17 protein-coding genes and 1 tRNA gene are annotated in these 23,516 nt (G+C 74.6%); 11 read left to right on the top strand and 7 right to left on the bottom strand.

Annotated elements, in window-relative coordinates; all coding sequences use genetic code 11:
* Positions 1-36 precede the first annotated feature (36 nt).
* Both KIN34_RS13245 and ald read right to left on the bottom strand, forming a co-directional pair.
* Positions 37-2,121, bottom strand: coding sequence for a M3 family metallopeptidase (locus KIN34_RS13245; RefSeq protein ID WP_214351365.1), 2,085 nt, complete (start codon positions 2,119-2,121; stop codon positions 37-39).
* Positions 2,122-2,193: 72 nt separating this feature from the next.
* Positions 2,194-3,312 carry an alanine dehydrogenase gene (gene ald, locus KIN34_RS13250; RefSeq protein WP_214351368.1) on the bottom strand — a complete coding sequence of 373 codons (1,119 nt, stop codon included), beginning with the start codon at positions 3,310-3,312 and terminating at the stop codon, positions 2,194-2,196.
* Between the two features lie 183 nt (positions 3,313-3,495).
* Here ald and KIN34_RS13255 point away from each other — a divergent pair, with 183 nt between their 5' ends.
* The gene (locus tag KIN34_RS13255) at positions 3,496-4,254 is read left to right on the top strand and encodes a fructosamine kinase family protein (RefSeq protein WP_372449543.1); all 759 of its coding nucleotides are present in this window, start codon (positions 3,496-3,498) and stop codon (positions 4,252-4,254) included.
* Between the two features lie 114 nt (positions 4,255-4,368).
* Positions 4,369-5,400, top strand: a complete 1,032-nt coding sequence (locus KIN34_RS13260; protein ID WP_214351371.1) for a DsbA family protein — start codon at positions 4,369-4,371, stop codon at positions 5,398-5,400.
* Between the two features lie 90 nt (positions 5,401-5,490).
* Here KIN34_RS13260 and KIN34_RS13265 read toward each other — a convergent pair whose 3' ends face one another.
* Entirely contained in the window at positions 5,491-6,741 is a 1,251-nt protein-coding gene (locus KIN34_RS13265; RefSeq protein WP_214351374.1) for an AI-2E family transporter, read from the bottom strand.
* A 145-nt stretch (positions 6,742-6,886) separates the two neighbouring features.
* Here KIN34_RS13265 and KIN34_RS13270 point away from each other — a divergent pair.
* Positions 6,887-6,969: transfer RNA gene (locus KIN34_RS13270), tRNA-Leu, on the top strand.
* Positions 6,970-7,058: 89 nt separating this feature from the next.
* Here KIN34_RS13270 and pdxH read toward each other — a convergent pair.
* Positions 7,059-7,736 (bottom strand): pyridoxamine 5'-phosphate oxidase, encoded by a 678-nt coding sequence (gene pdxH, locus KIN34_RS16890; protein ID WP_307858239.1) that lies wholly within the window; start codon positions 7,734-7,736, stop codon positions 7,059-7,061.
* Between the two features lie 265 nt (positions 7,737-8,001).
* Between pdxH and KIN34_RS13280 the strand changes: the two genes are divergently transcribed.
* Positions 8,002-9,684, top strand: a complete 1,683-nt coding sequence (locus tag KIN34_RS13280) for a DUF222 domain-containing protein (protein WP_307858240.1) — start codon at positions 8,002-8,004, stop codon at positions 9,682-9,684.
* 163 nt (positions 9,685-9,847) lie between these two features.
* Here KIN34_RS13280 and KIN34_RS13285 read toward each other — a convergent pair whose 3' ends face one another.
* Positions 9,848-10,537: an HAD family hydrolase gene (locus tag KIN34_RS13285; RefSeq protein WP_214351383.1), complete on the bottom strand. Its 690-nt coding sequence runs from the start codon at positions 10,535-10,537 to the stop codon at positions 9,848-9,850.
* Positions 10,538-10,647: 110 nt separating this feature from the next.
* Here KIN34_RS13285 and KIN34_RS13290 point away from each other — a divergent pair, with 110 nt between their 5' ends.
* Genes KIN34_RS13290 through KIN34_RS13305 form a run of 4 tightly spaced genes read left to right on the top strand, consistent with a single transcriptional unit; the run spans position 10,648 to position 17,104 of the window.
* Entirely contained in the window at positions 10,648-12,117 is a 1,470-nt protein-coding gene (locus KIN34_RS13290; protein ID WP_214351385.1) for a DUF3375 domain-containing protein, read from the top strand.
* The gene (locus KIN34_RS13295; protein ID WP_214351387.1) at positions 12,110-12,880 is read left to right on the top strand and encodes a DUF4194 domain-containing protein; all 771 of its coding nucleotides are present in this window, start codon (positions 12,110-12,112) and stop codon (positions 12,878-12,880) included. Before KIN34_RS13290 ends, KIN34_RS13295 begins: the two co-directional genes overlap by 8 nt.
* Positions 12,877-16,299: an ATP-binding protein gene (locus tag KIN34_RS13300; protein ID WP_214351389.1), complete on the top strand. Its 3,423-nt coding sequence runs from the start codon at positions 12,877-12,879 to the stop codon at positions 16,297-16,299. The genes KIN34_RS13295 and KIN34_RS13300 overlap by 4 nt, the downstream gene beginning before the upstream one ends.
* Before the next feature lie 28 nt (positions 16,300-16,327).
* Complete coding sequence (locus tag KIN34_RS13305; RefSeq protein ID WP_214351391.1) at positions 16,328-17,104, top strand: LLM class F420-dependent oxidoreductase; 777 nt, start codon at positions 16,328-16,330, stop codon at positions 17,102-17,104.
* Positions 17,105-17,156: 52 nt separating this feature from the next.
* Here KIN34_RS13305 and KIN34_RS13310 read toward each other — a convergent pair whose 3' ends face one another.
* Both KIN34_RS13310 and KIN34_RS13315 read right to left on the bottom strand, forming a co-directional pair.
* Positions 17,157-17,774, bottom strand: coding sequence for a dihydrofolate reductase family protein (locus KIN34_RS13310; protein WP_214351393.1), 618 nt, complete (start codon positions 17,772-17,774; stop codon positions 17,157-17,159).
* Between the two features lie 131 nt (positions 17,775-17,905).
* Positions 17,906-20,149, bottom strand: coding sequence for an LLM class flavin-dependent oxidoreductase (locus KIN34_RS13315; protein ID WP_214351396.1), 2,244 nt, complete (start codon positions 20,147-20,149; stop codon positions 17,906-17,908).
* Between the two features lie 65 nt (positions 20,150-20,214).
* On the opposite strand from KIN34_RS13315, the gene KIN34_RS13320 reads away from it, so the two are divergent.
* The 3 genes from KIN34_RS13320 to KIN34_RS13330 all read left to right on the top strand — a co-directional run bounded on the left by KIN34_RS13320 (position 20,215) and on the right by KIN34_RS13330 (position 23,429).
* A complete protein-coding gene (locus KIN34_RS13320) occupies positions 20,215-20,598 on the top strand; it encodes a winged helix-turn-helix transcriptional regulator (RefSeq protein WP_307858241.1) in 384 nt (127 codons plus the stop codon).
* Positions 20,599-20,694: 96 nt separating this feature from the next.
* Positions 20,695-21,726 (top strand): TIGR03885 family FMN-dependent LLM class oxidoreductase, encoded by a 1,032-nt coding sequence (locus tag KIN34_RS13325; protein WP_214351399.1) that lies wholly within the window; start codon positions 20,695-20,697, stop codon positions 21,724-21,726.
* Positions 21,723-23,429 carry an alpha-amylase family protein gene (locus KIN34_RS13330; protein WP_214351402.1) on the top strand — a complete coding sequence of 569 codons (1,707 nt, stop codon included), beginning with the start codon at positions 21,723-21,725 and terminating at the stop codon, positions 23,427-23,429. Before KIN34_RS13325 ends, KIN34_RS13330 begins: the two co-directional genes overlap by 4 nt.
* Positions 23,430-23,516 lie beyond the last annotated feature (87 nt).

Here is a 23,516-nt window from a genome sequence, read left to right on the forward strand (position 1 = left end):
CGGTACCCGGGCGCAGGGCCGCCGCCCCGGGACGGCTCAGGCCGTCGCGGCCGCGGTCAGCCCACGCCGCACGAGCAGCGGCTCGATCCGCGGGTCGCGGCCGCGCAGGTCACGGAACGCCGCCATCGGGTCGACCGAGCCGCCGCGTGCCAGCAGCTTCGCCCGGAACGTGTCGCCCACCTCCCGGCGCAGCCCGCCGTTCTCGCCGAACCACTCGACCGTGTCCGCGTCCAGCACCTCGGACCAGATGTAGGAGTAGTACCCGGCGGAGTAGCCCGACGAGAACACGTGGTTGAAGTACGCCGACCGGTAGCGCGGCGGGACCGGCGCGAACGCCACGCCCGCGCGCTCGAGGGCCGCCGCCTCGAACGGCTCGACCTGCTCCGGGTCGGTCGGCACCTCGTCGGGCGCCAGCCGGTACCAGGCCTGGTCGAGCAGCGCGGCGGCCAGGTACTCGGTCGTCTTGAAGCCCTCGCCGTCCTGACGCCCCTCGAGCAGCGTGTCCACCCACTCCGTCGGCATCGGCTCGCCGGTCACGTGGTGCACCGCGAACGCGCGGACCACCGACGGCTCCCAGGACCAGATCTCGTTGACCTGGGACGGGTACTCGACGAAGTCGCGCGGCACCTCGGTGCCGGACTGGGACGGGTAGCGCACGGCCGACAGCAGCCCGTGCAGCGCGTGCCCGAACTCGTGGAACATCGTCGTGACCTCGTCCCACGTCAGGAGCGTGGGCTCGCCGTCCGGCGGCTTCGGGATGTTGAGGTTGTTCACGACGACCGGCTGCTCGCCGAGCAGCGTCGACTGGTCGACGAGGTTGTTCATCCACGCCCCGCCGCGCTTGGCGTCGCGCGTCCAGTAGTCGGCGAGGAACAGCCCCAGGCCCGAGCCGTCGGCGTCGAAGACCTCGTAGACGCGCACGTCCGGGTGGTACCCGACGAGGTCGCGGCGCTCCGCGAAGGTGAGGCCGTAGAGCTCGGTCGCGGCGCGGAAGACGCCGTCGGCGAGCACCCGCTCGAGCTCGAGGTACGGCCGCAGCGCGCCCTCGTCGAGCGCGCGCCGGCGCGAGCGGACCTGCTCGGCGTAGTACGCCCAGTCCCACGGCTCGAGCGTCGCGCCGGGGTGGTCCTCGCGAAGCACCGGCTCGAGCTCGGCCGCCTCCGCCCGGGCGTTGGCGACCGCCGCCGGCGCGAGCCGCTCGAGGATGTCCGCGACGGCCTGCGCCGAGCCCGCGGTCGCGTCCGCCGCGACGAAGTCGGCGTGGTGCTCGTACCCGAGGAGCCGGGCCCGCTCGGCGCGCAGCCGCGCGATCGCCAGCAGCGCGGGCCGGGTGTCGTGCTCCCCGCCCAGCCCACGCGACGACGACGCGCGGAACAGCCGCTCGCGGACCGCGCGGTCGCGCAGGGTGGCGAGCTGGGGCTGGCCCGTCGGCAGGATGAGCTCGAGGAGCCAGGCGCCCTCGTGGCCGCGGCCGGCCGCGGCCCGGGCCGCCGCGGCGCGGGCGTCGGGCGCCATGCCGTCGAGCTCGGCCTCCTCCGTGACCAGCACCGCGGCCGCGTTCTGGCCCGCGAGCACCTCGCGGCCGAAGACGGTCTGCAGGCGCGTGATCTCGGCGTTGAGCTCGCGCAGACGGTCCTGGGCGGTCTCGTCGAGCCTGACGCCCGCACGGACGAAGGTCGTGATGGTGCGGTGCAGCAGCCACGCGGTGTCGGCCTCGAGGACGAGCTCGCCCGCGGCGGCCTGGGCGTCGATCGCCTCGAGCCGCGCGAAGAGGCGGCCGTCGAGGTGGATCGCGTCGAGGTGCGCGGCCAGTCGCGGCGCCACGGCCTCCTCGATGGCGTCGATCTCCGGCGTCGAGTCGGCGCTCGACTGGTTGAAGAACGCGACGAGCGAACGGGACAGCAGGCGGCCCGACCGCTCGAGCGCCTCGAGCGTGTTCTCGACCGTCGGCGCGGCCGCGTCGGTCGCGATCGCCTCCACCTGCGCGCGGTGCTCCGCCAGCCCGGCCTCGATGGCGGGCAGGTAGTGCTCGGTGCGGATGCGCGTGTAGTCGGGCAGGCCGTACGGCAGGGTCGACGGCGCGGCGAACGGGTTGCTCGGGTCCAGGGGCTCGTGGCTCATGCGCGCATCATCGCCCATCGGTCCGGCACGCGCCCTCGCGCGGCGTCCCGCGTCGCCGCGCGCCGTACCCGGCTACCCCGCGAGCGCGTCGGCGACCCCGATCGAGGGGTACCCGTGCGCCGCGGCGACCGCCGAGTTGACCAGGTGCCCGTCGTGCGTGGTGAGCCCGCCCGCGAGCGCCGGGTCGTCCGCCACGGCACCGCGCCAGCCGCGGCTCGCGATCGCGTCGACGTACGGGAGCGTCATGTTGGTCAGCGCCCGCGTGGAGGTGACGGGGACGGCGCCGGGCATGTTGGCGACGCAGTAGAAGACGCAGCCCTCGACCAGGTAGGTCGGCTCGTCGTGCGTCGTGGGGTGCGTCGACTCGAAGCAGCCACCCTGGTCCACCGCGACGTCCACCAGCACCGAGCCCGGCCTCATGCGGGCGACGAGCGCGTCCGGCACCAGCCGCGGCGCGCGGGCGCCCGGGACCAGCACCGCGCCGATGACCAGGTCGGCGTCCGCGACCTCGTGCTCGAGCGTCCACCGGCTCGACGCGAGCGTGCGCACCCGTCCGCCGAAGGCCGCGTCGACCTCCCGCAGCCGCGGCATGGACAGGTCGAGGACCGTCACGTCGGCGCGCATGCCCACGGCGATCTCGGCCGCGTGGCGGCCGACCGTCCCCGCACCCAGGACGACGACGCGCGCGGCGTCGACGCCCGGCACGCCACCGAGGAGGACGCCCGCGCCGCCCTCGTTGCGCATCAGGTGGTACGCGCCGACCTGGGTGGCGAGGCGGCCGGCGACCTCGCTCATCGGGGCGAGGAGCGGCAGGGAGCCGTCCGGGAGCTGGACGGTCTCGTACGCGATCGCGGTGGTGCCCGCCGCGAGCAGCGCGTCCGTCGCGGGACGGTCCGCCGCGAGGTGGAGGTAGGTGAAGAGCACCTGGTCGGCGCGCAGGTAGCCCAGCTCGGCGGGCGTCGGCTCCTTGACCTTGCAGACCAGGTCCGCCTCGGCCCAGAGGCGCGCGGGGTCGTCGACGACCTGGGCACCCGCCGCGCGGTACTCGTCGTCGCCGATCGCCGAACCCACGCCGGCGCCGCTCTGGACGAGGACCCGGTGACCTCCCGTCACCAGGTGGTGGACGCCCGCGGGCGTCATCGCGACGCGGTACTCGCGGTTCTTCGTCTCGGTGGGGACTGCGACGATCATGACGGCTCCCGTCGGTCCGGCCGGGGCGTCGGTGGTGCCCGGCCTGGGGTGGCGCGCCGGGTCGCGGCGCTGCCGATGCCAGCATGCTGCGCGCCGGTGCGCCGCGCACGCCGCGCGGGAGGCGCCCGCGGCCGTCGACGGTGCCGTCCGGCGAGCCGCGGCGGTGCGCGGCAGGATCGACGCGTGTTCCGCAAGAGCCGCCCCGACGCCCCGCCCGGCTTCTTCCGCTGCGAGGCGGCCGGGCTCCGGTGGCTGCGCGAGGCCGACGCCGTGCCGGTCGTCGGGGTGCTCGACGTCGCCGACGACCACCTCGACCTCGAGCGGCTGACGTCCGTGGCGCCGCCCCGCGAGGCTGCCGTCGCGCTGGGACGTGGCCTGGCGCGGCTGCACGGCTCGAGCGCGCCAGCCTTCGGGTCGCCGCCGCCGGGCTGGGAGCGCGACGGCTGGTTCGGTCCGCTGGACGACCCGCTGCCGATGCCGGCGGGCGCGCACGACCGGTGGGGAGAGTTCCTCGCTGTCCGCCGGCTGCGGCCCCTGGCGGACCTGCTCGACGGCGCGGGCGTCGCACCGTCGCTCGTCGGACGCCTCCGTCGCGTCGCCGACCGTGCGGAGAGCGGCGCGTGGGACGACGACGAGCCGCCCGCGCGCCTGCACGGCGACCTCTGGGCCGGGAACGTGATGTGGACGCCCGCGGGGGCGACGCTGATCGACCCGGCCGCGCACGGCGGGCACCGCGAGACCGACCTCGCGATGCTCGCGCTGTTCGGGCTGCCGCACCTCGACGAGGTCGTGGCTGCCTACGACGACGAGCTCCCCCTGCGGCGGGGCTGGCGCCGGCGCGTCGGTCTGCACCAGCTCTACCCGGTGGGCGTGCACGTCGTGCTGTTCGGCGGGCACTACGGCGCGCAGCTCGACCGGCTGCTGGCCGGGCTGGACGGCTGAGGAGCGCTACCCGGCTCCCACGTCCTCCCCAGCCGGTTCCCACGGGACACCCAGGAACGCGCGGCACGGTGGGCCGGACACGACCCACTCGACGCCGAGGAGCACCGCACCGCGATGAGCTACGCCAAGTCCGCCAGGTCCAAGGCCGCCACCAAGCAGCGGCGCGCGGCCGATCGTCGGCTCGCTGCGATCGAGCGGCGACGACGCGCGCGACGCGCACGGCAGAGGAGGGTCGCGCTCCGCGTCGGGGCGGGCCTCGGGTGCGCGGCGCTCGCGGCGGGCGTCGTCGTCGCCGCCCAGGCGCACGCCCGCGCCGAGGCGACGGGCCCGACGAACATGGCCTCCGACGGGCTGCTGCTCACCGGCGACGGCTCGACGATCACGGCGGTCCGTACCGCGGCCCTGCAGCCGGGTGACTCCCCCGCACCGACCGTCACCGACACCAGCCAGGGCGTCCTGCCCGTCGTGCTGTACGTCGACTACCGCGACCCGCTGGCCGCGACGTTCTGGTCGACGAACGCCGAGCAGGTCCAGGACTGGGTCACCGCGGGCACCGCGACGCTCGAGATCCACCCGATCGCGGTCGACGACGGGACCGACGTCCCGCAGACGGCGATCCCGACGCCCTCGTCGACGCCCTCCTCCGCCTCGTCGTCGGTCTCGTCGTCAGCCTCGTCGTCAGCCTCGTCGTCGGCGCAGCCCGGAACGGACGCGACCGCGGAGGGGGCCACGCTCAGGACGACGGGCGACTACTCGGCGCGGGCCGCGAACGCGCTGGCGTGCGTCGCGGCGAGCGAGCCGGACCAGGCGCTCGCCGTGCACACCGCGCTCGAGGGCGCGGTCGCGACGCTCGACGCCGACGGGCTGTCCGACGACGAGCTGGTCGACCTGGTCACGGGCGCGGGCGCGACCGACGAGGCCGTCGCCTCGTGCGTGACCGGGCACGACCACGTGGACTGGGCGGCCGCCGCGACCGCGCGTGCGGCGGACTCCGTGCCCTTCCCGGAGGTCGGCGGCGTCACGAGCAGCCCCGTCGTGCTGGTCGACGGGTCGCCGTACACCGGTGACCTGGCCGACCCGGAGGCGTTCGCGTCGTTCTTCAGCGAGACGTTCACGCAGCTCGCGGACGACGGCACCACGCCCTGACGTCGGGCGCTGCCGGTGCCAGGCGCTGCTGGTGCCAGGCGCTGCTGGTGCCGCGCGGCGCTGCTGACCTCGGGACGCGGGGACGCCCGGTCACGCCAAGGTGGCAGCGTCCTCGGCCTCGTCGGGCTCGTCGACGCCCTCGTCGTCCTTGTGGGGCCCGCCGTCTGCCGCCGACGGGTCGGCGGCGTCGTCGACGTCCATGGGCGGGTCGAGCGTGCGCAGCCGCGAGAACACGGCCCACGCGACGGACACGAGCGGGACCGCGACGACCGCGCCGAGGATGCCGGCCGTCAGCGTCCCCGCGGTCACCGCGAGCGCGACCACCACCGGGTGCAGCGCCACCTGCTTGCCCATCACCAGCGGCTGCAGGATGTGGCCCTCGAACTGGCCGATGAGCGCGATCCCGATCCCGACGATGACGGCGGACCAGAAGCCGTTCGCCGCGAGCGCGACGACCATCGCCACGACCATGGCCGCGGGCGCGCCGACGAGCGGGATGAACGCGCCGATGAAGACGAGGACGGCGAGCGGCGCGGCCAGCGGGACGCCGATGACGAGCAGCAGGATCGCGGCGAGCATGCCGTCGGTCACCGCGATGATCACGGTGCCACGCGTGTAGCCGGAGAACGTGTACCAGCCGGCGCTGCCGGCCTCGATCCAGCCGGAGCGGAAACGGCTGGGCAGCTGGTTGAGGAACCAGGTCCACATGTCCTGGCCCCGGGCCAGGAAGAACACCGTGCAGAAGATCGCCAGCGCGAGCGCGGTGAAGATCTCGACGACCGACCCGGCACGCGCGGCGGCCTGCGCCGCGAGGTCGCTCGCGTGGTCCTGGACCCACTGCTGGGCGTCGCCGATCCACCCCGCGATCTGCTCGGAGGTGATCGTGAACGGCAGCTTGCCGCTCTCCAGGAAGTCGGTGATCTGGGTCAGGCCCTCGCTGAACTGCTTCGAGAGGTCCTCCCACTCGTTCACCACCGAGTAGCCGACGTACGTCAGCAGACCCGCGAAGAACAGGAAGCCCGCGAGGATCGCGAGACCCGTCGCCAGGAACCGCGGCATGACCCGCGCGAACAGCTCGACGAGCGGGCGCAGGACGGCCGTGAAGACCATGGCGAGGAAGACCGCGATGAACAACAGCTCCACCTGCGCGGTCGCGTAGAACACGAGCCCGACCGCCGCGACGACGACGATCAGCCGCCAGGACACCCCCGCGAGCCCGCGCAGCCAACGCGGCGCGTCGTGCTCGATGCCGTATCCGGAGGGGTTGCGGCGTGTTCCCGCGACCCGCCGCCCGGGCGGCGGCAGGTACTGCGGCGCACCCCGTTCGCCGACCTCCGCCATGCGCGCTCCTCCTCGGTGGTGCACCCCCTGCGCGGGGTCCAGAGTGCCGAGTCTGCCCCGCGGAGCCGATGCGTGCCCGGCCGACTCACCGTGCTATCTTTTCTGCCGCACCGCGGGGCGCCTACGGGTTCCTCCTGGTCCACCTGTCCGGGTGGCGGAATGGCAGACGCGCTAGCTTGAGGTGCTAGTGCCCGAAAGGGCGTGGGGGTTCAAGTCCCCCTCCGGACACTCGTTGAGACAGCGACGACGAAGGCCCCCGATCCCGCCGATCGGGGGCCTTCGTCGTCCGGTCGTCGCGCTGCGGCGGCGGACTCGGCTCAGGGCTGGCGGCGCTCGACGCGCCAGGCCGAGGGCTCCCCGAGGTCGCCCGGCGCGACGCGCACGTAGACCAGACGGTCGTGCAGCCGGTCGCGGCGGCCTGCCCAGAGCTCGACCTCGTCGCACGTGACGCGCCAGCCGCCCCACGCGTCGGGCACCGGCACGTCGTCGGGCGAACCGGTGTCGGGGAAGCGTGCCGCCGCGGCCGCGTACGCCGCGACGAGCGCGGCGCGGTCCGCGACCGGCTGGGACTGGTGGGACGCCCACGCCGAGACGCGCGAGCCCCACGGGCGTCCGACGAAGTACGCCGTCACCTCGTCGCGCGGCAGCGGGACCGCCGTGCCGCGGAACCGGATCGCGCGGTGCATGGCGGGCCACGTGAGCGCCGCGGCGAGCCGTCCGGTCCGGGCGATCGCCGTGCTCTTCGCCGACCGCAGGTCGGTGACGAAGCCCGGTCCGCGTTCGTCGAGGAAGCGCAGGAGGACCGTGCGGACGTCGGGCGCCCCGGCGGCGTCGACGGTGGCGACGGACATCGCGGTCGGCTCCGGCACGTCGCCCGCCGCGGCCTGGCGCGCCCGCGCCGCGGCCACCCAGTCGCGCACGATCGTCAACGGCGCGGCCGGCAGCTCGCGCTCGTCGAGCCCCTCGCCGGCGTACTCCCAGTGCTCCACGTCCACGCCCGCAGCGTAGGCGCACAGGGTCGCCGAGCACGCGCGGGATCGTCGGAGATCGCCGGTGACCGCGCCGGAGCGCCGACGGTCTCGCGGCTCCGCCGGCGCTCGGTGGCGGACGCCCGCGCGGACGAGCTGGCGCGCAGCCTCGCCTGACGGGGCGCGAAGGCCGCCCGCCGTCCGGCGGTCCCGTGCGCGGCGACGGCCGTGCGCGACTGTCCCCGCCCGTGTCAGTGGCCGATGCAACACTTGTTCGAAAGGAGGGTGGACCGTGACGACGACAGCGATCGCAGAGCCGGACGTGGACGCCGACGACGCGACTCGAGCCCGGGTCCGGACCGGGGTCGGGCCTGGCGTCGGGCCGAGCGCCTGGCCAGGAGTGGTGCTGCCGACGCTCGCGGTCCCCGGTGCCGGTCGGGCGGCACCGGTGGAGGCGTCGTGGCCCGTCCGACGCTTCCCGCTGGACGATCCCGAGCCGACCGACCTGGTCGTCCGGCTCGCGACCGGGTCGCGCGGGCCGGTCGTCGCGGACGCACGCGAGATCGAGCTGGTCGACCTCGTGGTGGGCTGGCAGCAGCTCATCGGGCTGGCTGTCGCCGAGCAGGCGCGCGTCGTCCGCGAGCTCGACGCCCGACGCACCGCACGGCCGGGCGCGCTGGTCGCCGAGCTCGCCGCTGCGCTGTCGTTCACCTCGACGTCCGCGCACGTGCTGGTCTCACGCGCCCGGGAGCTCGGCGAGCTGCCGGGCGTGGACCGCGCGCTGCGCGGCGGAGCCATGGACGCGCGCCAGGTGGACGTCCTCCTCGACGAGCTCGCGCTCCTCACGGCCGGCGCGCCGAGGGGCTCCGACGACGACGCCGACGGCGCGGACGACGCGGACGGCGCGGACGACGCGGACGGCGGACTGGACGTGGCCGCGCGGGAAGCGGCGCGGCAGCGCGTCGCCGAGTCGGTGGCGCGCGATGCCGACGGGCTGACGACGACTCAGCTGCGACGTCTGGCGCGGCGCGGCGTCATCGCGGCCGATCCTGCGGCGACCCGCGCGCGCACCCGTCGGTCGGTGGCGGACCGCAAGGTCACCGTCGAACCGGCCCCCGACGGCATGGCCTGGATCACCGCCTTCCTCCCCGCGGCCGACGCCATGGTGGTGCGCACCGTCCTGGACGCCGCGACGGACGTCCGGGACGCCCTGGACCGGCGCACGCGCGACCAGCGCCGCGCAGACCTGTTCGCGAACGTGTTCGCCGCGATCGCGGAGTCCGGGGAGCTGCCGTGCGGCGGAGCGCTGCCTCGACGCCGCGGTGCCCGCCCCCACGTGCAGGTCACGGTCGCGGCCACGACGCTGCTCGGTCTGGACGAGAACCCCGGCGAGCTGGCCGGCTACGGCCCCGTCCCCGCGGAGGTCGCTCGGCACATCGCGGCCGACGCCACCTGGCGCCGTCTGCTGACCGACCCGGCGACCGGCGCGCTCGTGGAACGCGGCGTCGACACGTACCGGCCCGGCGCGGTCCTCGCGGGACACGTGGTCGCCCGCGACGTGACGTGCACCTTCCCCGGCTGCGTACGGCCGGCTCAGAGCGCCGAGCTCGACCACATCGTCCCCTACCGCCCCGCCCGCAGTCGGCCGACAACGCCAGGCAGGACCGCCGTCGCCGACCCGGGCGCGGGCGCAGCCTCAGGTACGGACGAACCCGCAGGCACAGGCACAGGCGCGCGTGAGCACGTTCAGCGCCAGACCAGCGCCGAGAACCTCCACGCCGCGTGCAAGGGACATCACGATCTCAAGACCGACGGGCACTGGAAGGTCGAGCGCACCCGGGGCGGCGGCGTGACGTGGACGAGCAGCGCTGGCATCACCTATGCGCACCATCCCGAGCCGGTCCTCGTCGACGCACGCGCATGGCTTCACTCGCCCCCTGAGCCGCCACCCGACCTCGGCCCGCCGCCCTTCTGACGGAGGCGGCCGCACGCCCCGCGAACAAGGCCGCGTCCCACGACACAGCCGCGCCCTACGAACACAGCCGTGTCCCACGAAGCAGCCGCGCCCCCCACGAACACTGCCGCGTCCCACGAACACTGCCGAGCGCCAGGGGCCGGCGCGCAGCCTGGTCAGCTGGTCAGCTGGTCGGCCGGGCGACCAGGGGGCTTGCGTCGAGATCGGCGAGGAGCGCCGCGACGTCGTCGTACACCGCGATCGCGCCTGCGCCGGTGAGCTCGTCGTCGCCGATGCCGCCGCTGCGCACCGCGACGCAGGGCACCCCCGCGCGCCCGGCTGCCTCGACGTCCCAGACCGTGTCGCCCACGAACACGGCCTCATCCGGTGCGGCGTCGGCGGCCTCGAGCGCCACCTGCACGAGGTCGGGCTCCGGCTTCGCGGACTCGACGTCCCCGCCTCCGGTGACGTCGTGCAGCTCCTCCTCCACGTCGAGCACGGCGCGCAGCCGCTCGAGCTCGTCGGGCGCCGCTGACGTGGCGAGCACCGGCCTCGCTCCGCGGTCCGCGAGCGCGCGGACCAGCTCGCGGGCGCCGTCGAAGGCGCGCAGCCGGTCGGTGTCCTCCGCGTAGTACGAGGAGTGCGCGTCGACGACCGCCTCGCGAACCCGGTCGGCGTCGTCGCCGGCGAGCTTGTCGACGAGCTGCGTCGACCCCATGCCGATCGCCCGGTGCACCCGCCAGGCGTCCACCGCCATGCCGACATCGGCGAACGCGCGCACCCACGCGTCCACGTGCAGGTAGTTCGAGTCGACGAGCGTCCCGTCGACGTCGAGCAGGACGACGGGCTGGGTACGCGGCTGTGGGGTGACCATCCCTCAGTGTGTGCCGCGCACGCGGTCCCCGCGACGTGCGGCCACCCCGGCCCTCCCCGGGCGTGGCGCCGGTGCGGACGACGAGCGTCGTGCACCTAAGGTGTCCCGCGATGATCACGCGTGCCGAGGGGGCGTACCTGGGGGCTGTCCGGGCGTTCCAGAACCCCATGCTCGACCTGCTGCACAAGCGGCACGCGCCGCTCGTCGTCGCGCTGCTGTCGGTGACCTTCACCGCGGAGCGACCCACGGTGCCCGTGGCGGACGCCCACACCGAGATCGGCGACGCCCTGGACCAGCTGCGCGCGGCGGGCTACGACGACGGGCTGCCGGTCGGGACGGCGCGGGACCTGTGCCGGCAGTGGGCGGACGCCGGCTGGCTGGTCCGCCAGGTGCTCGACGACGACGTGGAGACCTACCGCCTGTCCGCGCACGCGGTCGGCGCGCTCGAGGTCGCAGGACGGGCGGGCGGTGCGCGGGCGCGCGTCTCGCAGTCGCGGGTGCGCACGCTGCTCGACGCGGTCGAGCGCCTCGCCCAGGACGCCGACCCGGACGTCCTGGTGCGCATGGCGCGGCTCGACGCGGAGATCCGCCGCCTGCAGGCGGAGCTCGAGCGGGTGCAGCGCACCGGCACGGTCGAGGAGGTCGACGACGAGCAGCTGCTCGAAGAGGCCGAGAACGTCCTGCACCTGGTGCGCGAGCTCCCGGCGGACTTCGCGCGCGTGGCCGAGTCGATCCGCGCGATGCAGCGCGACGTCGTCACCGCCCTGCGGCAGGACGAGCGCCCGACGGGCGACGTGCTGCGCGAGTACCTGGAGCGCGGCGAGCACGTCATGGAGTCGACCGTCGAGGGGCGCGCGTTCTCCGGGGCGCTGCGGCTGATCGGCGACCCGCAGCGGATCGACGAGCTCGCGCACCAGCTCGACGTGGTGCTGCGGCACCGGTTCACGCGGCGGCTCCCGGAGCAGCAGCGCGCCGAGCTGGCCGAGATCGTACGGCGCATCGAGCACGGCCTCGCGCAGGTGTTCGCCGCGCAGCGTGAGGCGTCGTACGTCATCACCGCGCAGGTCCGCAACCACGACCCGCTGCGCGACCGGCAGGTGGACGCGCTGCTCCGCGACGTCATGACGGGGCTGCAGGACTGGATGCCGGGCTCGCGGCGGTTCCAGCCGGTCGCGCCGCTGCGCCGGCTGCCCGTGGCCGACGTGGACCACCTGCGCCAGACCGCGGGCGACCTGCGTCCGCCCGAGCCGCCCGCCGCGCTCGTCGTCTGGACCGACGACGAGCACGACGTCTCCCCCGACGACGCGCGCGCCTGGGGCGGGCCGCACTACGCCGAGCTCACGGCTCACCTGCGGACGCTGGGGCCCGACGAGGTCGCGGTCGCGGTCGCGTTCGACGCGGCGCCCGACGAGCTGCGTCGCCCGGTCGACCTGCTCGGCCTGCTGGAGATCGCGCACCTGCGCGGCATGACGGAGACCGACGAGCTCGCGTTCGTCGACGCGCTGCGGCCCGACGGCACCCGTCGTCGCCTCGCGTTCGGCGGCGTCACCACCCGCACGAAGGACGAGACCCATGACTGACCCGACGTCCGCGCCGGTCGCTGCGCCCGACGAGCACGCCGCGGGGTTCATCGCGCCCGTCGCGATGGAGGACGACCCGGCCGAGCTGTTCGCCGGCGACTCCGGCACCCTCGACGCCGACGTGCGGCGCGTGCTGGTCCGCCTGCTGCAGCGGCGCTTCCTCCTCGCGGACAGGAACCGCGCGCAGTGGCGGACCCTCCTGGAGAACCAGCAGGTCATCGAGTCGCGGCTGCACGACCTGTTCGTCCACCTCGTCGTCGACCACGACCGCGGCCTGGCCTACAAGCGGCAGGTGCGCTCCGCCGAGCTCGACGTCCCCGTGCTGCTGCGCGACGACGCGTACTCGCGCGCCGAGACGCTCGTGCTGGTGCACCTGCGCTCGGTGTTCCAGCGCGAGCGCGGCTCGGGCGAGACGTCGGTGCGCGTCGACGTCGAGGAGATCGAGCAGACCGCGCTCACGTACTTCGATCCCGACGACACGAACGTGGCGACGCACCAGCGGGAGATCCGCGCCGCGGTGCAGCGGCTCGCCAAGGACGGGCTGATCGACGAGGAGTCCGAGGGCCGGTACCGCGTCACCCCCCTGGTCGAGGTGGTGCTGAGCAACGAGCGGCTGGTCGAGCTGCAGCGCTGGCTGCGGACCCCCGACGAGCAGACGCCCGACGAGGTGGCGCCCGACGAGGTGGCGCCCGACGAGGTGGCGCCCGACGAGCAGACGCCCGACGAGATGGCGCACGACGAGATGGTGGAGGCCGACCGGTGACGATGATCGACTCGCTCTTCGGCCTGATCCCGGCGGCCTCGACCGGGCAGCAGTGGGTCGCCCGCGACCTGCAGCTGGTGAACTGGGGCGGGTACGACGGGCACCACCTGATCCGCCTCGCGTCGACCGCGACCTTGCTGTCCGGCGGCTCGGGATCGGGCAAGTCCACGCTGATGGACGCCTACATCGCGCTCCTCATGCCGCACACCACGCCGTTCAACGGCGCCTCGAACGGCGGCGTCGTCGGGCGGCCCCGCGGCAAGGACCAGCGCAACATCCTGTCCTACGCGCGCGGCAAGCTCGACGAGTCCCGCACCGAGGACGGCACACGCCAGACGGTGCTGCGCGGGGACGGCCGCGACACGTGGTCGGCGATCGCGATGACGTGGGTGGACCAGTCCGGCACGCAGCTCACCGCGGTGCGCGCCTGGTACGTGCCGGCCACCGCGCGCGTGCTCGAGGACGTGGTCGCGGTCCGCGCGACCGCCGACGGCCCGTTCGACCTGCGCGACCTCGAGCCTGCGGCGGCGCAGCGGTTCGGCCGCGCGGCAGTGGCCGCCACGGGTCTGACCTGCTTCGACACCGACCGTGAGCTGACGGCGCGCCTGCACTCGACCCTCGGCATCGGTGCGGCGGGCGACGGCAACAAGGCGGTCGCGCTGCTCGGGCGCATCCAGGCGGGCCAGCAGATCACCACGGTCGACGCCCTCTACAAGGCGATGGTGCTCGAGGAGCCGGACACGTTCGCGACGGCCGAGGCCGTGGTGGAGCAGTTCGACAAGCTCAGCGGCACGCGCGAGCAGATGATCACGGCGCGTCAGCAGGTCAAGGCGCTCGAGCCGATCCGGCAGCACCGGGCGGACATCGAGGCCGCCGGTGAGCGCCTGCGGGTGATGGAGCAGATCGGCGGGTTCGACGAGCCCGCGTCGCCCGCGGCCCTGTGGAAGCACGGCCGCCGGCTCGACCTGCTGCGGGCCGCCGAGCAGGACCTGCAGCGGCGCCACCAGCAGGCCCGCGGCCTGGTGACCGAGACCCAGGCACGCGTGACCGCCGCGCGCGTCGAGCTCGACGGCGTCAAGGAGACCCTGTGGTCCTCCGGCGGGGACCGGCTCGCCACCGCCCAGCGCGAGCGCAAGGCCCTGGACGCCCGCCTCGACGACGTGCGGCGCGCGCGGGCGCGGCTCGACGAGGTGCTCGCCGCCCTGCCCGGCGAGCAGGTCGCGTCGCAGGCCGACCTCGTCGCCCTCGTCGGACGTGCGCACGCGGCCCTGCAGGACACCGACGCGAAGGCCACCGCGCGCGCCGCGCTCTTCGACGCGATGCAGGAGAAGAAGGAGGCGGCGGCGGACCTGACCGACCTGCGGGCGGAGCGCGCCGCGGTCGCACGGCGGCAGGACAACATCCCCGGCCCGTTGCACGCCGCGCGCGCCGCGCTGGCCCAGGCGGCCGGGCTCACCCCGGAGGACCTGCCCTTCGTCGCCGAGCTCGTCGAGGTCCGCACCGAGCACGAGCCGTGGCGCGGCGCGTTCAACCTGGCGCTGGGCGGGTTCGCGACGCTGATGCTCATCGACGTCGCCCACCTGCGGGCGTTCCGGGCCGCGATCGACGCGGTGCCGACTGCGCGCCGGATCCAGTTCGAGGGCGTGCCGACCGGGCTCACGGACGACGTGGGGCTCGACGCGCGGACGCTGCCCGGCCGGCTGGACTACCGCTCCGGGCCGTTCACCGGCTGGGTGCGTGCCGAGCTCGCCCGCCGGTTCGCATACGTGTGCGTGGACACGCCCGGGGAGCTCGCGCAGCACGCCAAGGCGCTGACCCGCGGGGGCCAGGTCTCGGAGGGCGCCCGCGGCGCGCACGGTGGTCAGAGCGGCGCCAACGTCCTGGGCTTCACGAACGACCGTCGCCTGGCCGACCTGGACCGGCAGCTCGACCGCGCCGAGGAACGGCTGCGCTCCGCCGAGCGCCAGGTCACGGAAGCCGAGCGCGACCTGGACCGCCAGGACACGCGGCGGCGCGCGTTCGAGGCCGTCGTCGACCTCACCTGGGAGCAGGTCGACGTCGCGACCATCGAGGACGCGCAGGCACGGTGGGACCAGGTCGTCACCGACGTGACCTCGGGCAACCCGGAGGTCACGCGCCTGCAGCGGCGCGCCGACGAGCTCGACACGACGATCCACGTGCTCACCGAGCAGCTCGGCCGGGCCAAGGGCAGCGTCGACGCGCTGGCCGAGGCGTGGTCGACGGTCACCGACGACGTCGACGCCGCGCAGCGGGCGCTCGACGAGGCACGGGCAGACGCGCAGGAGGACGCGCAGGACGATGCGCAGGAGGACGCGCACGCGGACCGCACGCTCGTCGGACCCGAGCAGCGCGCCTACCTCGAGCAGCTCCTGGGCGCGGGCGGCGACGCGACCGACGGGCAGCCCGCGGACGCCGCCGGGGCGCTGCGGGCGCTCGACGACGTGCTCGCGCGCGCGGGCGAGCTGCTCCGCGCGGACCGCCAGGCCGCCCAGCAGACCATCGGCGCGGCACGGGACGCGCTGCGGCGGACGTTCGAGACGTTCGTCGAGCGCTGGCCGGACCCGAACCTGGGCACCGACCCCGAGGCGTCGTTCGGCGACTTCGAGCGCATCCTCGTCGAGCTCGAGACGAGCGGGCTGCACGAGCTCGAGGACGAGTGGCGGCGCAGCCTGCTGCGCCTGTCCGGCAACGACCTCACGGATCTGCACAGCGCCCTGGTGCGCTCCGTGCGCGAGATCAAGGAGCGCATCCGGCCCGTCAACGACATCCTCGCCGACCTGCCCTTCGCCGACGACCACCACCGCCTGCGGATCGACGCTCGCGACACCCAGTCGGCGGTCGTCGCCCGGTTCCGCAAAGAGCTCCGCGACCTGCGCGAGCTGCTGGCCACCGAGGCGACCGACGCCGAGCGGGAGCGCCGCTACCTGCGCATGGCGAAGGTGATCGACCGGATCCGGCGGACCGCTCCGGACCACGCCGACCTGGTCGACGTGCGCCGGCACGTGCGCCTGTCGGCGGAGAAGATCGACCTCGACGGCCACCACGTCGCGCTGTACGACCACATCGGCGAGAAGTCCGGCGGCGAGTCGCAGGAGCTCGTCGCGTTCATCGTCGGCGCCGCCCTGCGCTACCAGCTCGGCGACGCCGGCGCCGAGCGCCCCCGGTACGCCCCGGTGTTCTTGGACGAGGCCCTCATCAAGGCCGACGCGCGGTTCACCGGCCGGGCCGTCGGCGCCTGGCGCGGACTCGGCTTCCAGCTCGTCATCGGTGCGCCGAACGACAAGTTCAGCGCGCTCGAGCCGCACGTGGACCTCAAGTACGTCGTCCTCAAGGACGCCACGGGCCGTTCCCGCACCAAGCCGATCGCGGGCGTCTCCGCGGAGCCGCCGACAGCGTGATCCCCGCGGCCGACCTACGGTGGGTCGTATGACCTTTCCTGTGCGCATCGGTGTCCAGCTCCAGCCCCAGCACGCCGACTACGGCCAGATCCGCGACGCGGTGCGCCGCGCCGAGGACCTGGGCGTCGACGTGATCTTCAACTGGGACCACTTCTTCCCGCTCAGCGGCGACCCCGACGGCAAGCACTTCGAGTGCTGGACCATGCTCGGCGCGTGGGCCGAGCAGACCGAGCGGGTCCAGATCGGCGCGCTCGTCACCTGCAACTCCTACCGGAACCCGGAGCTGCTCGCGGACATGGCGCGGACGGTCGACCACATCAGCGGCGGGCGGCTGCTCCTCGGCATCGGTGCCGGCTGGTTCGAGAAGGACTACGACGAGTTCGGGTACGAGTTCGGCACCGCGGGTGGGCGCATCGCGGACCTCGCCGCGGCGCTCCCCCGCATCAAGGCCCGGTGGGCGCGGTCCAACCCGCTGCCGACGCGGGACATCCCGGTGCTGATCGGCGGCGGGGGTGAGCGCAAGACCCTGCGCGTCGTCGCCGAGCACGCCGACGTCTGGCACACGTTCGGCGACGCCGAGACCCTGGCGCGCAAGAGCGGGATCCTCGACGAGCACGGCGCGGCCGTGGGCCGGGACACGGCGAGCCTCGTCGAGCGCTCCGTCGGCGTCTCGGCGCCGCCGAGCGAGCAGTCGCCCGCCCTCCTCGAGGCCGGGGCGACGCTGTTCACCGTCGGCGTCTCCGGGCCGGACTACGACCTCTCGCTCGTCGAGCAGTGGGTGGCCTGGCGCGACGCCCGCGGCTGACCGGTCGCCTGGCGCGAGTCGGAGGGCCTGACGGGTCCCCGGCGGCTGGCCGTCAGTCGGTCGAGGCGCCGGGGACCTTGTCGGCGACATCGTCGTAGGACTGCGCCACGGGCGCGGCACCCACCGCGTACCGCAGGCGGACGACGCCCGTCGGGTACGTCTCCGAGCCCAGCAGTCGCAGGTGGGCTGCGGCATCGCCGCATTGCAGCAGACGGTCGCCCCCGCCGACCAGCACGGGGTGCACCAGCAGGCGGAGCTCGTCGAGCAGGCCGGCGGCGATGAGCTGCCTCACGACCGAGATCGAGCCCGGCACCAGGACCTTGCCGAGCACGGGGTCCGCCTGGAGCGCGGCCGCGGCCGTGAGAAGGTCCGGCGCCGCCTCGGCGTTGCGCCAGCCGAGGTCCTGGGTCCCGCGCGTCGCCACGACCTTGCGGGTGTCCCCGAGCGTCGTGGCAAACCCGGCGTCCTCACCGCCCGCCGCCTCGCGCCCGGGCCACGCGCCGGCGAACGAGTCGTAGGTGACGCGCCCGAGGAGCAGCACGTCGACGTCCTCGTAGTCCTCGCCGACCGCCGCGCCCATGTGCTCGTCGAAGTACGGGAAGTGCCACGCGGGGTCGACCTCGGCGACCCCGTCGAGCGAGATGAACAGCGTCGAGACGATCGTGGCCATCGTGGCTCCCCGGGTCGGTGCGGCGGCGGGCTCGTGCACGCTGAGGCGCACCGACGACGCTACCGGCCCCGACCGACACGGGTCCGGGCCAGCGCCTTGACCGACGCGGAGCCGGTCCGACGAGCGGCCGGTCAGGCGACCTCGTCCTCGGCCGCGGGAGCGATGTAGAAGTTGTCCCGGAAGAGCCCGGTCGGGTCGTAGCGCCGCTTGAGCTCGCGCAGGCGCGCCAGGTGGGCCGGCGGGAACGCGCGGGCCACCACGTCCGCACCCTCGTCGGACTCAAAGCTCAGGTACATGCCCTCGAGGTGCGGCTCGAGGCGGCGCCACCAGGTGTCGAGGCCCGACGCGCGGGTGCCCATCGCCGCGATGTTGAACGCGGCGTCCCGCCACGCGTACGCCGTCGCGTCCGTCGGCACGTCGGACACGGCCCCGCCGACCGCGCGGATCTGGAAGAAGTGCGCGGCCCCGGCGTCGAGCAGCGCGGTCGCCTCCGCCGCGAGCTCGGGCGTCAGGTGCCGGACCATGCCGGAGTGCGAGTGCGGCTCACCCTGCCCACGCTGCGGCCCCTCCTGGTGGAACGCCCCCATGATCTCGTCGTACCGCGCGAGCGCGACGGACTGGTCGAGCAGCGGCGCGACCGCCGCCACCGGGCCGAGCCGCTCGATGATCGTCTCGGGGTCGTCGGAGTCGACGACGAGCATGGCCTGGGCGTAGCGGGGCTGGCCCGGCCGCGTCGCGCCGAGGACCAGCTGGCCCGTGACGGACCGGTGCGAGGACTCGATCGCGGTCCCCCAGCGCACCAGCAGGTCGGTCAGGTCGCCGGCGTCGAGCACCAGCTGCGCGAAGCCGACCTGGCCGACGGGCGCGGCCTCGATCTCGACCGAGACCACGACACCGAAGTTGGCCCCCGCGCCGCGCATGCCCCAGAACAGGTCGACGTTCTCGTCGTCCGAGGCGCGCACCAGCGACCCGTCGGCGAGCACGACGTCCATCGAGCGCACGCGGTCGATGGTCAGCCCGTGCTCGCGCGCGAACCAGCCGACGCCGCCGGCCGTCACGAGGCCCCCGACACCCACGCCGCCGTAGTCGCCGCTCGTGATCGCCAGGCCGTGCGGTGCGAGGCCGCGCGCGACGTCGATCCAGCGTGCGCCCGGACCCAGGCGCACGCGGCCGGTCGCCTCGTCGAGCACCGTCACCTCGTTCAGCGCGCTCACGTCGACGACGAGCCCGCCGTGGTTGACCGAGCGGCCCGAGATCCCGTGGCCCGCGCTGAGGAGCCCGAGCGGGAGGTCGCGGTGCCGGTCGGCGAACGCGATCGAATCGCGCACCTGGTCCACGGTCTGCGGCCGCAGCGCGAGCCCGGGCGCGCCTCCGCGCAGGTACGACGAGGTGTAGCGGGCGTAGCCGCGGTCGCCGGGCTCGACCGCGTTCTCGACCAGCGACGCGGGCAGCTCGTCGTAGGCGATCCCCGGCAGCCGCTGCGCGAGCGCGACGGCGTTGCGGACACGGCCGGCGGGCGCGGTCCCGCGCGCCGAGCGCTCCCGGGCGACACGCTCCCGGACGTCCGGCATCACGTCGCCGGCGAACCGCTCGAGCACGCGCGGGTCGTCCGCCGCGACGATGAACACGCTCACGCCGTCCTCGAGCGCGAGCTCGGCGATCTCGTCCGCCCCGAGCGGCCCGATGTTGAGCAGCCGGGTGACCTCGCGCGGGTCGCGGCCGGCCGCCTGCGCAGCCTCGTCGATCGTCGCGTTGCCGCGCTGGAGGTCACCGGGCTGCAGGTAGCTCTGCGAGGGCAGCCAGCCGTCCGCCGAGCGTCCGATGAGGCGCAGCATCCGCGGCTTGAGCGCGCCCAGCCAGATCGGGATGTCGTGCGCGGGAGCGGGACCGCGCTTGGCGCCCGTGACGTGGTGGTGCTCGCCGCCGGCGCGCAGCGGGCCGCGCGCGTCGGCGTCCCAGATCCCCCGGATCACCTCGAGCGCCTCGCTGAGCGCGTCCACCCCCTGGCCCGGCGTGAGGCGGCCGCCACCCATGGCCTCGATGGCGTCCCAGAACGCGCCCGCGCCGAGGCCGAGGTTGACCCGGCCGCCCGAGAGCAGGTCGAGGCTCGCCGCCGAGCGCGCCAGGACCGCGGGCTGGCGCAGCGGCAGGTTCAGCACGTTGCCCGCGAGGCCGATCCGCTCCGTGCGGGCGGCCACCCAGGTCAGGAGCGTCCACGTGTCGTGGAACGACGGCTGATACGGGTGGTCCTGGAACGTGACCAGGTCGAAGCCGAGCTCCTCGCTGAGCTGGGCGAGCTTGACCGGCCGCTCGGGCGGCGCGTTGACGGGCGTGACGAACGTGCCGAAGCGCAGGGGGTGACCGTAGTCGGGCATGCCGTCAGCATCCGCGCCGCGGGCGCGTCGACGCAACCGGTCAGTAAGGCACTTACGATGGGTAAGTGAGTACGACGAGCCTGCCCTCCCAGCCCACCGCCCCCGCGACGCACACGGTCGAGCCCTGGCACCTCATCGACGACGACGAGTGCCGCCGCGCCTCGCGCGTGCTCGAGCTCGTCGGGCGCCGCTGGAGCAGCAGCATCCTGTTCGCGATCGCCCGCGGGGCCCGCCGGTTCGGCCAGGTGCTCGCCTCGGTCGCCGGGCTGTCCGACCGCATGCTCGCGGTGCGGCTCAAGGAGCTCGAGCGTGCGGAGCTCGTCGTACGGCTCGTCGAGCCCACCACGCCGGTGAGCGTGCGGTACGAGCTCACGCCTCGCGGCCGCGAGCTCGTCGAGGCGATGCAGCCCCTGGTCCGGTACGGCCAGCGGTGGGCCACCGGCCGCTGACCAGCCACTGAACAGCCACTGACCAGCCGCTGGACCGCCGCTCGCCCAGGGCGTTCGCCGCGCGGCCCCACCGGTCAACCGGTAGGAAGGTGCGTCATGACCTTGGTCGGACTGCACCACTCGCACGAGCAGGTCCACCCCGGCACGCTGCTCGCCATCGCCCAGCAGGCGCAGGACGCGGGCTTCGACGCCGCCATGTGCTCGGACCACTGGGCGCCCTGGAGCGCGACGCAGGGCCACTCGGGCTTCGCCTGGTCCTGGCTCGGCGCCGCCATGGCGACGACGACCCTGCCGTTCGGGGTGGTCAACGCCCCGGGGCAGCGGTACCACCCGGCGGTGATCGCGCAGGCTGCCGCGACGCTGGCCGCGATGTTCCCCGGCCGGTTCTGGGTCGCGCTCGGCTCGGGCGAGAACATGAACGAGCACATCACCGGCGACGGCTGGCCCGCCAAGCACGTCCGCGACGCCCGCCTGCGCGAGTGCGTCGAGGTGATCCGCGCGCTGCTCGCCGGCGAGGAGGTCACGCACGACGGGCTCGTCACGGTCGACCGCGCACGCCTGTGGACGCTGCCGGACGAGCCGCCGCTGCTCGTCGGACCCGCCGTCACCCCCGCGACCGCGCGCTCGCACGCCGCGTGGGCGGACGGGCTGGTCACGGTGAACCAGGACCCGGCCGTCCTGCGGGAGGTCGTCGACGCCTACCGCGACGCGGGCGGGCGCGGCTCGGTCGCGCTGCAGGTGCACGTCTCCTGGGCGCACGACGAGGCGACCGCGCTGGGCCTCGCGCGCGAGCAGTGGGCCAGCGGGGTGTTCGGGCCGCCCGTCGCGTGGGACCTCGACACGCCCGAGGCCTTCGACACGCTCACCAAGCACGTGTCCGACGACGCGATCCGCGGCTCCGTCCTCGTCGAGCACGATCCTGCCCGGCTCCTCGACCGGCTCGCGGCGCTCGTCGGGATCGGCTTCGACGCCGTCTACCTCCACCAGGTCGCGACCGACACGCGGCCGGACGACGAGAAGCACGACGCGGCGGCGGCGACCGCGACCCCGCCGTCCGTCGGCCTGGAGGCGTTCGTCGAGATGGCGGGCGCCCACCTGGTCCCGCAGTTGCGGGAGGTGGGGGCGTGAGGATCCGCGACACGGGCGACCTGTGGTGGAAGAACGCCGTCGTGTACTGCCTCGACATCGAGACGTACCAGGACTGGAACGACGACGGGATCGGCGACCTACCGGGCCTGCTGCAGCGCATCGACCACCTGGCCGATCTCGGCGTGACGTGCCTGTGGCTCATGCCGTTCTACCCGACCGTCGACCGCGACGACGGCTACGACATCACCGACTTCTTCGGGGTCGACCCGCGCCTCGGCGACGCGGGCGACCTCGTCGCGCTGGTGCGCACCGCCCGCGACCGCGGGATCCGGGTCATCGTCGACCTCGTCGTGAACCACACCAGCGACCGGCACCCGTGGTTCCGGTCCGCGCGCTCGTCCGTCGACTCCCCGTTCCGGGACTACTACGTGTGGAGCCCGACGAAGCCGCCCGACGACCCGTCCGCCGTCGTCTTCCCCGACCAGGAGACGAGCATCTGGACCCGCGACGACAAGACCGGCGAGTACTACCGGCACCGGTTCTACAAGCACCAGCCGGACCTGAACACCGCCAACCCTGCGGTGCGCGACCAGATCGTCAAGGTCGTCGGCTACTGGGCCGAGGTCGGCGTGTCGGGCTTCCGCGTCGACGCCGTGCCGTTCTTCCTCGCGGACACGGCCAAGACCGAGGGCGACGACGTCGACCACCCGCACGACTTCCTCAAGTCGCTGCGGTCCTTCCTCACCCGGCGCACGGGCGACGCCATCCTCATGGGCGAGGTCAACCTCCCGTACGACCAGCAGCGCCAGTTCTTCGGCGACGACGACGCCGACGGCACGTCGGACGGTGACGAGCTGACCATGCAGCTCGACTTCGTGCTGATGCAGCAGCTCTACCTGTCGCTCGCACGGCAGGACGCCGGCCCCCTGGCCACGACCCTCGCCTCGCGCCCGACCATCCCCCGCGACGCGCAGTGGGCCACGTTCGTGCGCAACCACGACGAGCTCACCCTCGACAAGCTGTCCGACGACGAGCGCGCCGAGGTGTTCGCGGCCTTCGGACCCGACCCCGACATGCAGCTCTACGGCCGTGGGCTGCGTCGGCGGCTGCCCACGATGCTCGACGGCGACCCGCGCCGCATCCGGATGGTCTACTCGCTGCTGTTCTCGCTCCCGGGCACGCCCGTGCTGTTCTACGGCGAGGAGATCGGCATGGGCGAGAACCTCGCCGCCGAGGGTCGCCTGGCGGTGCGCACACCGATGCAGTGGACCTCCGGCCAGCACGGCGGCTTCTCCCGTGCGCGTCGGTCGCGCCTCGCCGGCCCCGTGGTCGAGGGCCCCTTCGGACCGGCTCACGTCAACGTCGCCGACCAGCGTCGCTCGCCCGACTCGCTGCTGACCTTCGTGCAGACGCTCGTGCGTCGCTACCGCGAGTCGCCCGAGCTGGGTTGGGCCGAGGACGTCGAGATCCTGTCCCAGCCGCACGCGGCGGTCCTCGCGCACCGCTCGACCTGGGACGACGCCTCGACCGTCGCGCTGCACAACCTGTCCCCCGACGCGCTCGTCGTCCCGCTGAGCCTGCCCGACTGCCTGCCGTCCGACGACGGCGCCGTCACGCTGGTCGACCTGCTCGCGGACGACGCCTGCGAGATCGGGCCGGACGGTTCGGCCGAGCTCGAGCTCCCCGGCTACGGCTACCGCTGGCTCCGCATCCGCCGTCCCGGCTCCCGCCGCCTCCTGTGAGACGACGGTCGCCCTGGCGCGCCTCGGGCGGCCCGCCCGACCGCACGGCGACCCAGCCCGGGGTGCCGAGGCGGCGTCGAACGCGCC

It is taken from the genome of Cellulomonas fulva, from assembly GCF_018531375.1.
Classification (GTDB): domain Bacteria; phylum Actinomycetota; class Actinomycetes; order Actinomycetales; family Cellulomonadaceae; genus Cellulomonas; species Cellulomonas fulva.

Bases quoted from the DNA above. Each gene is read 5' to 3' on its own strand.
- KIN34_RS13310 (WP_214351393.1), bottom strand. From the start codon at position 17,774: ATGGCCACGATCGTCTCGACGCTGTTCATCTCGCTCGACGGGGTCGCC.
- KIN34_RS13315 (WP_214351396.1), bottom strand. From the start codon at position 20,149: ATGCCCGACTACGGTCACCCCCTGCGCTTCGGCACGTTCGTCACGCCC.
- KIN34_RS13325 (WP_214351399.1), top strand. From the start codon at position 20,695: ATGACCTTGGTCGGACTGCACCACTCGCACGAGCAGGTCCACCCCGGC.
- KIN34_RS13285 (WP_214351383.1), bottom strand. From the start codon at position 10,537: ATGGTCACCCCACAGCCGCGTACCCAGCCCGTCGTCCTGCTCGACGTC.
- KIN34_RS13305 (WP_214351391.1), top strand. From the start codon at position 16,328: ATGACCTTTCCTGTGCGCATCGGTGTCCAGCTCCAGCCCCAGCACGCC.
- KIN34_RS13245 (WP_214351365.1), bottom strand. From the start codon at position 2,121: ATGAGCCACGAGCCCCTGGACCCGAGCAACCCGTTCGCCGCGCCGTCG.
- KIN34_RS13260 (WP_214351371.1), top strand. From the start codon at position 4,369: ATGAGCTACGCCAAGTCCGCCAGGTCCAAGGCCGCCACCAAGCAGCGG.
- KIN34_RS13295 (WP_214351387.1), top strand. From the start codon at position 12,110: ATGACTGACCCGACGTCCGCGCCGGTCGCTGCGCCCGACGAGCACGCC.
- KIN34_RS13265 (WP_214351374.1), bottom strand. From the start codon at position 6,741: ATGGCGGAGGTCGGCGAACGGGGTGCGCCGCAGTACCTGCCGCCGCCC.
- ald (WP_214351368.1), bottom strand. From the start codon at position 3,312: ATGATCGTCGCAGTCCCCACCGAGACGAAGAACCGCGAGTACCGCGTC.
- KIN34_RS13290 (WP_214351385.1), top strand. From the start codon at position 10,648: ATGATCACGCGTGCCGAGGGGGCGTACCTGGGGGCTGTCCGGGCGTTC.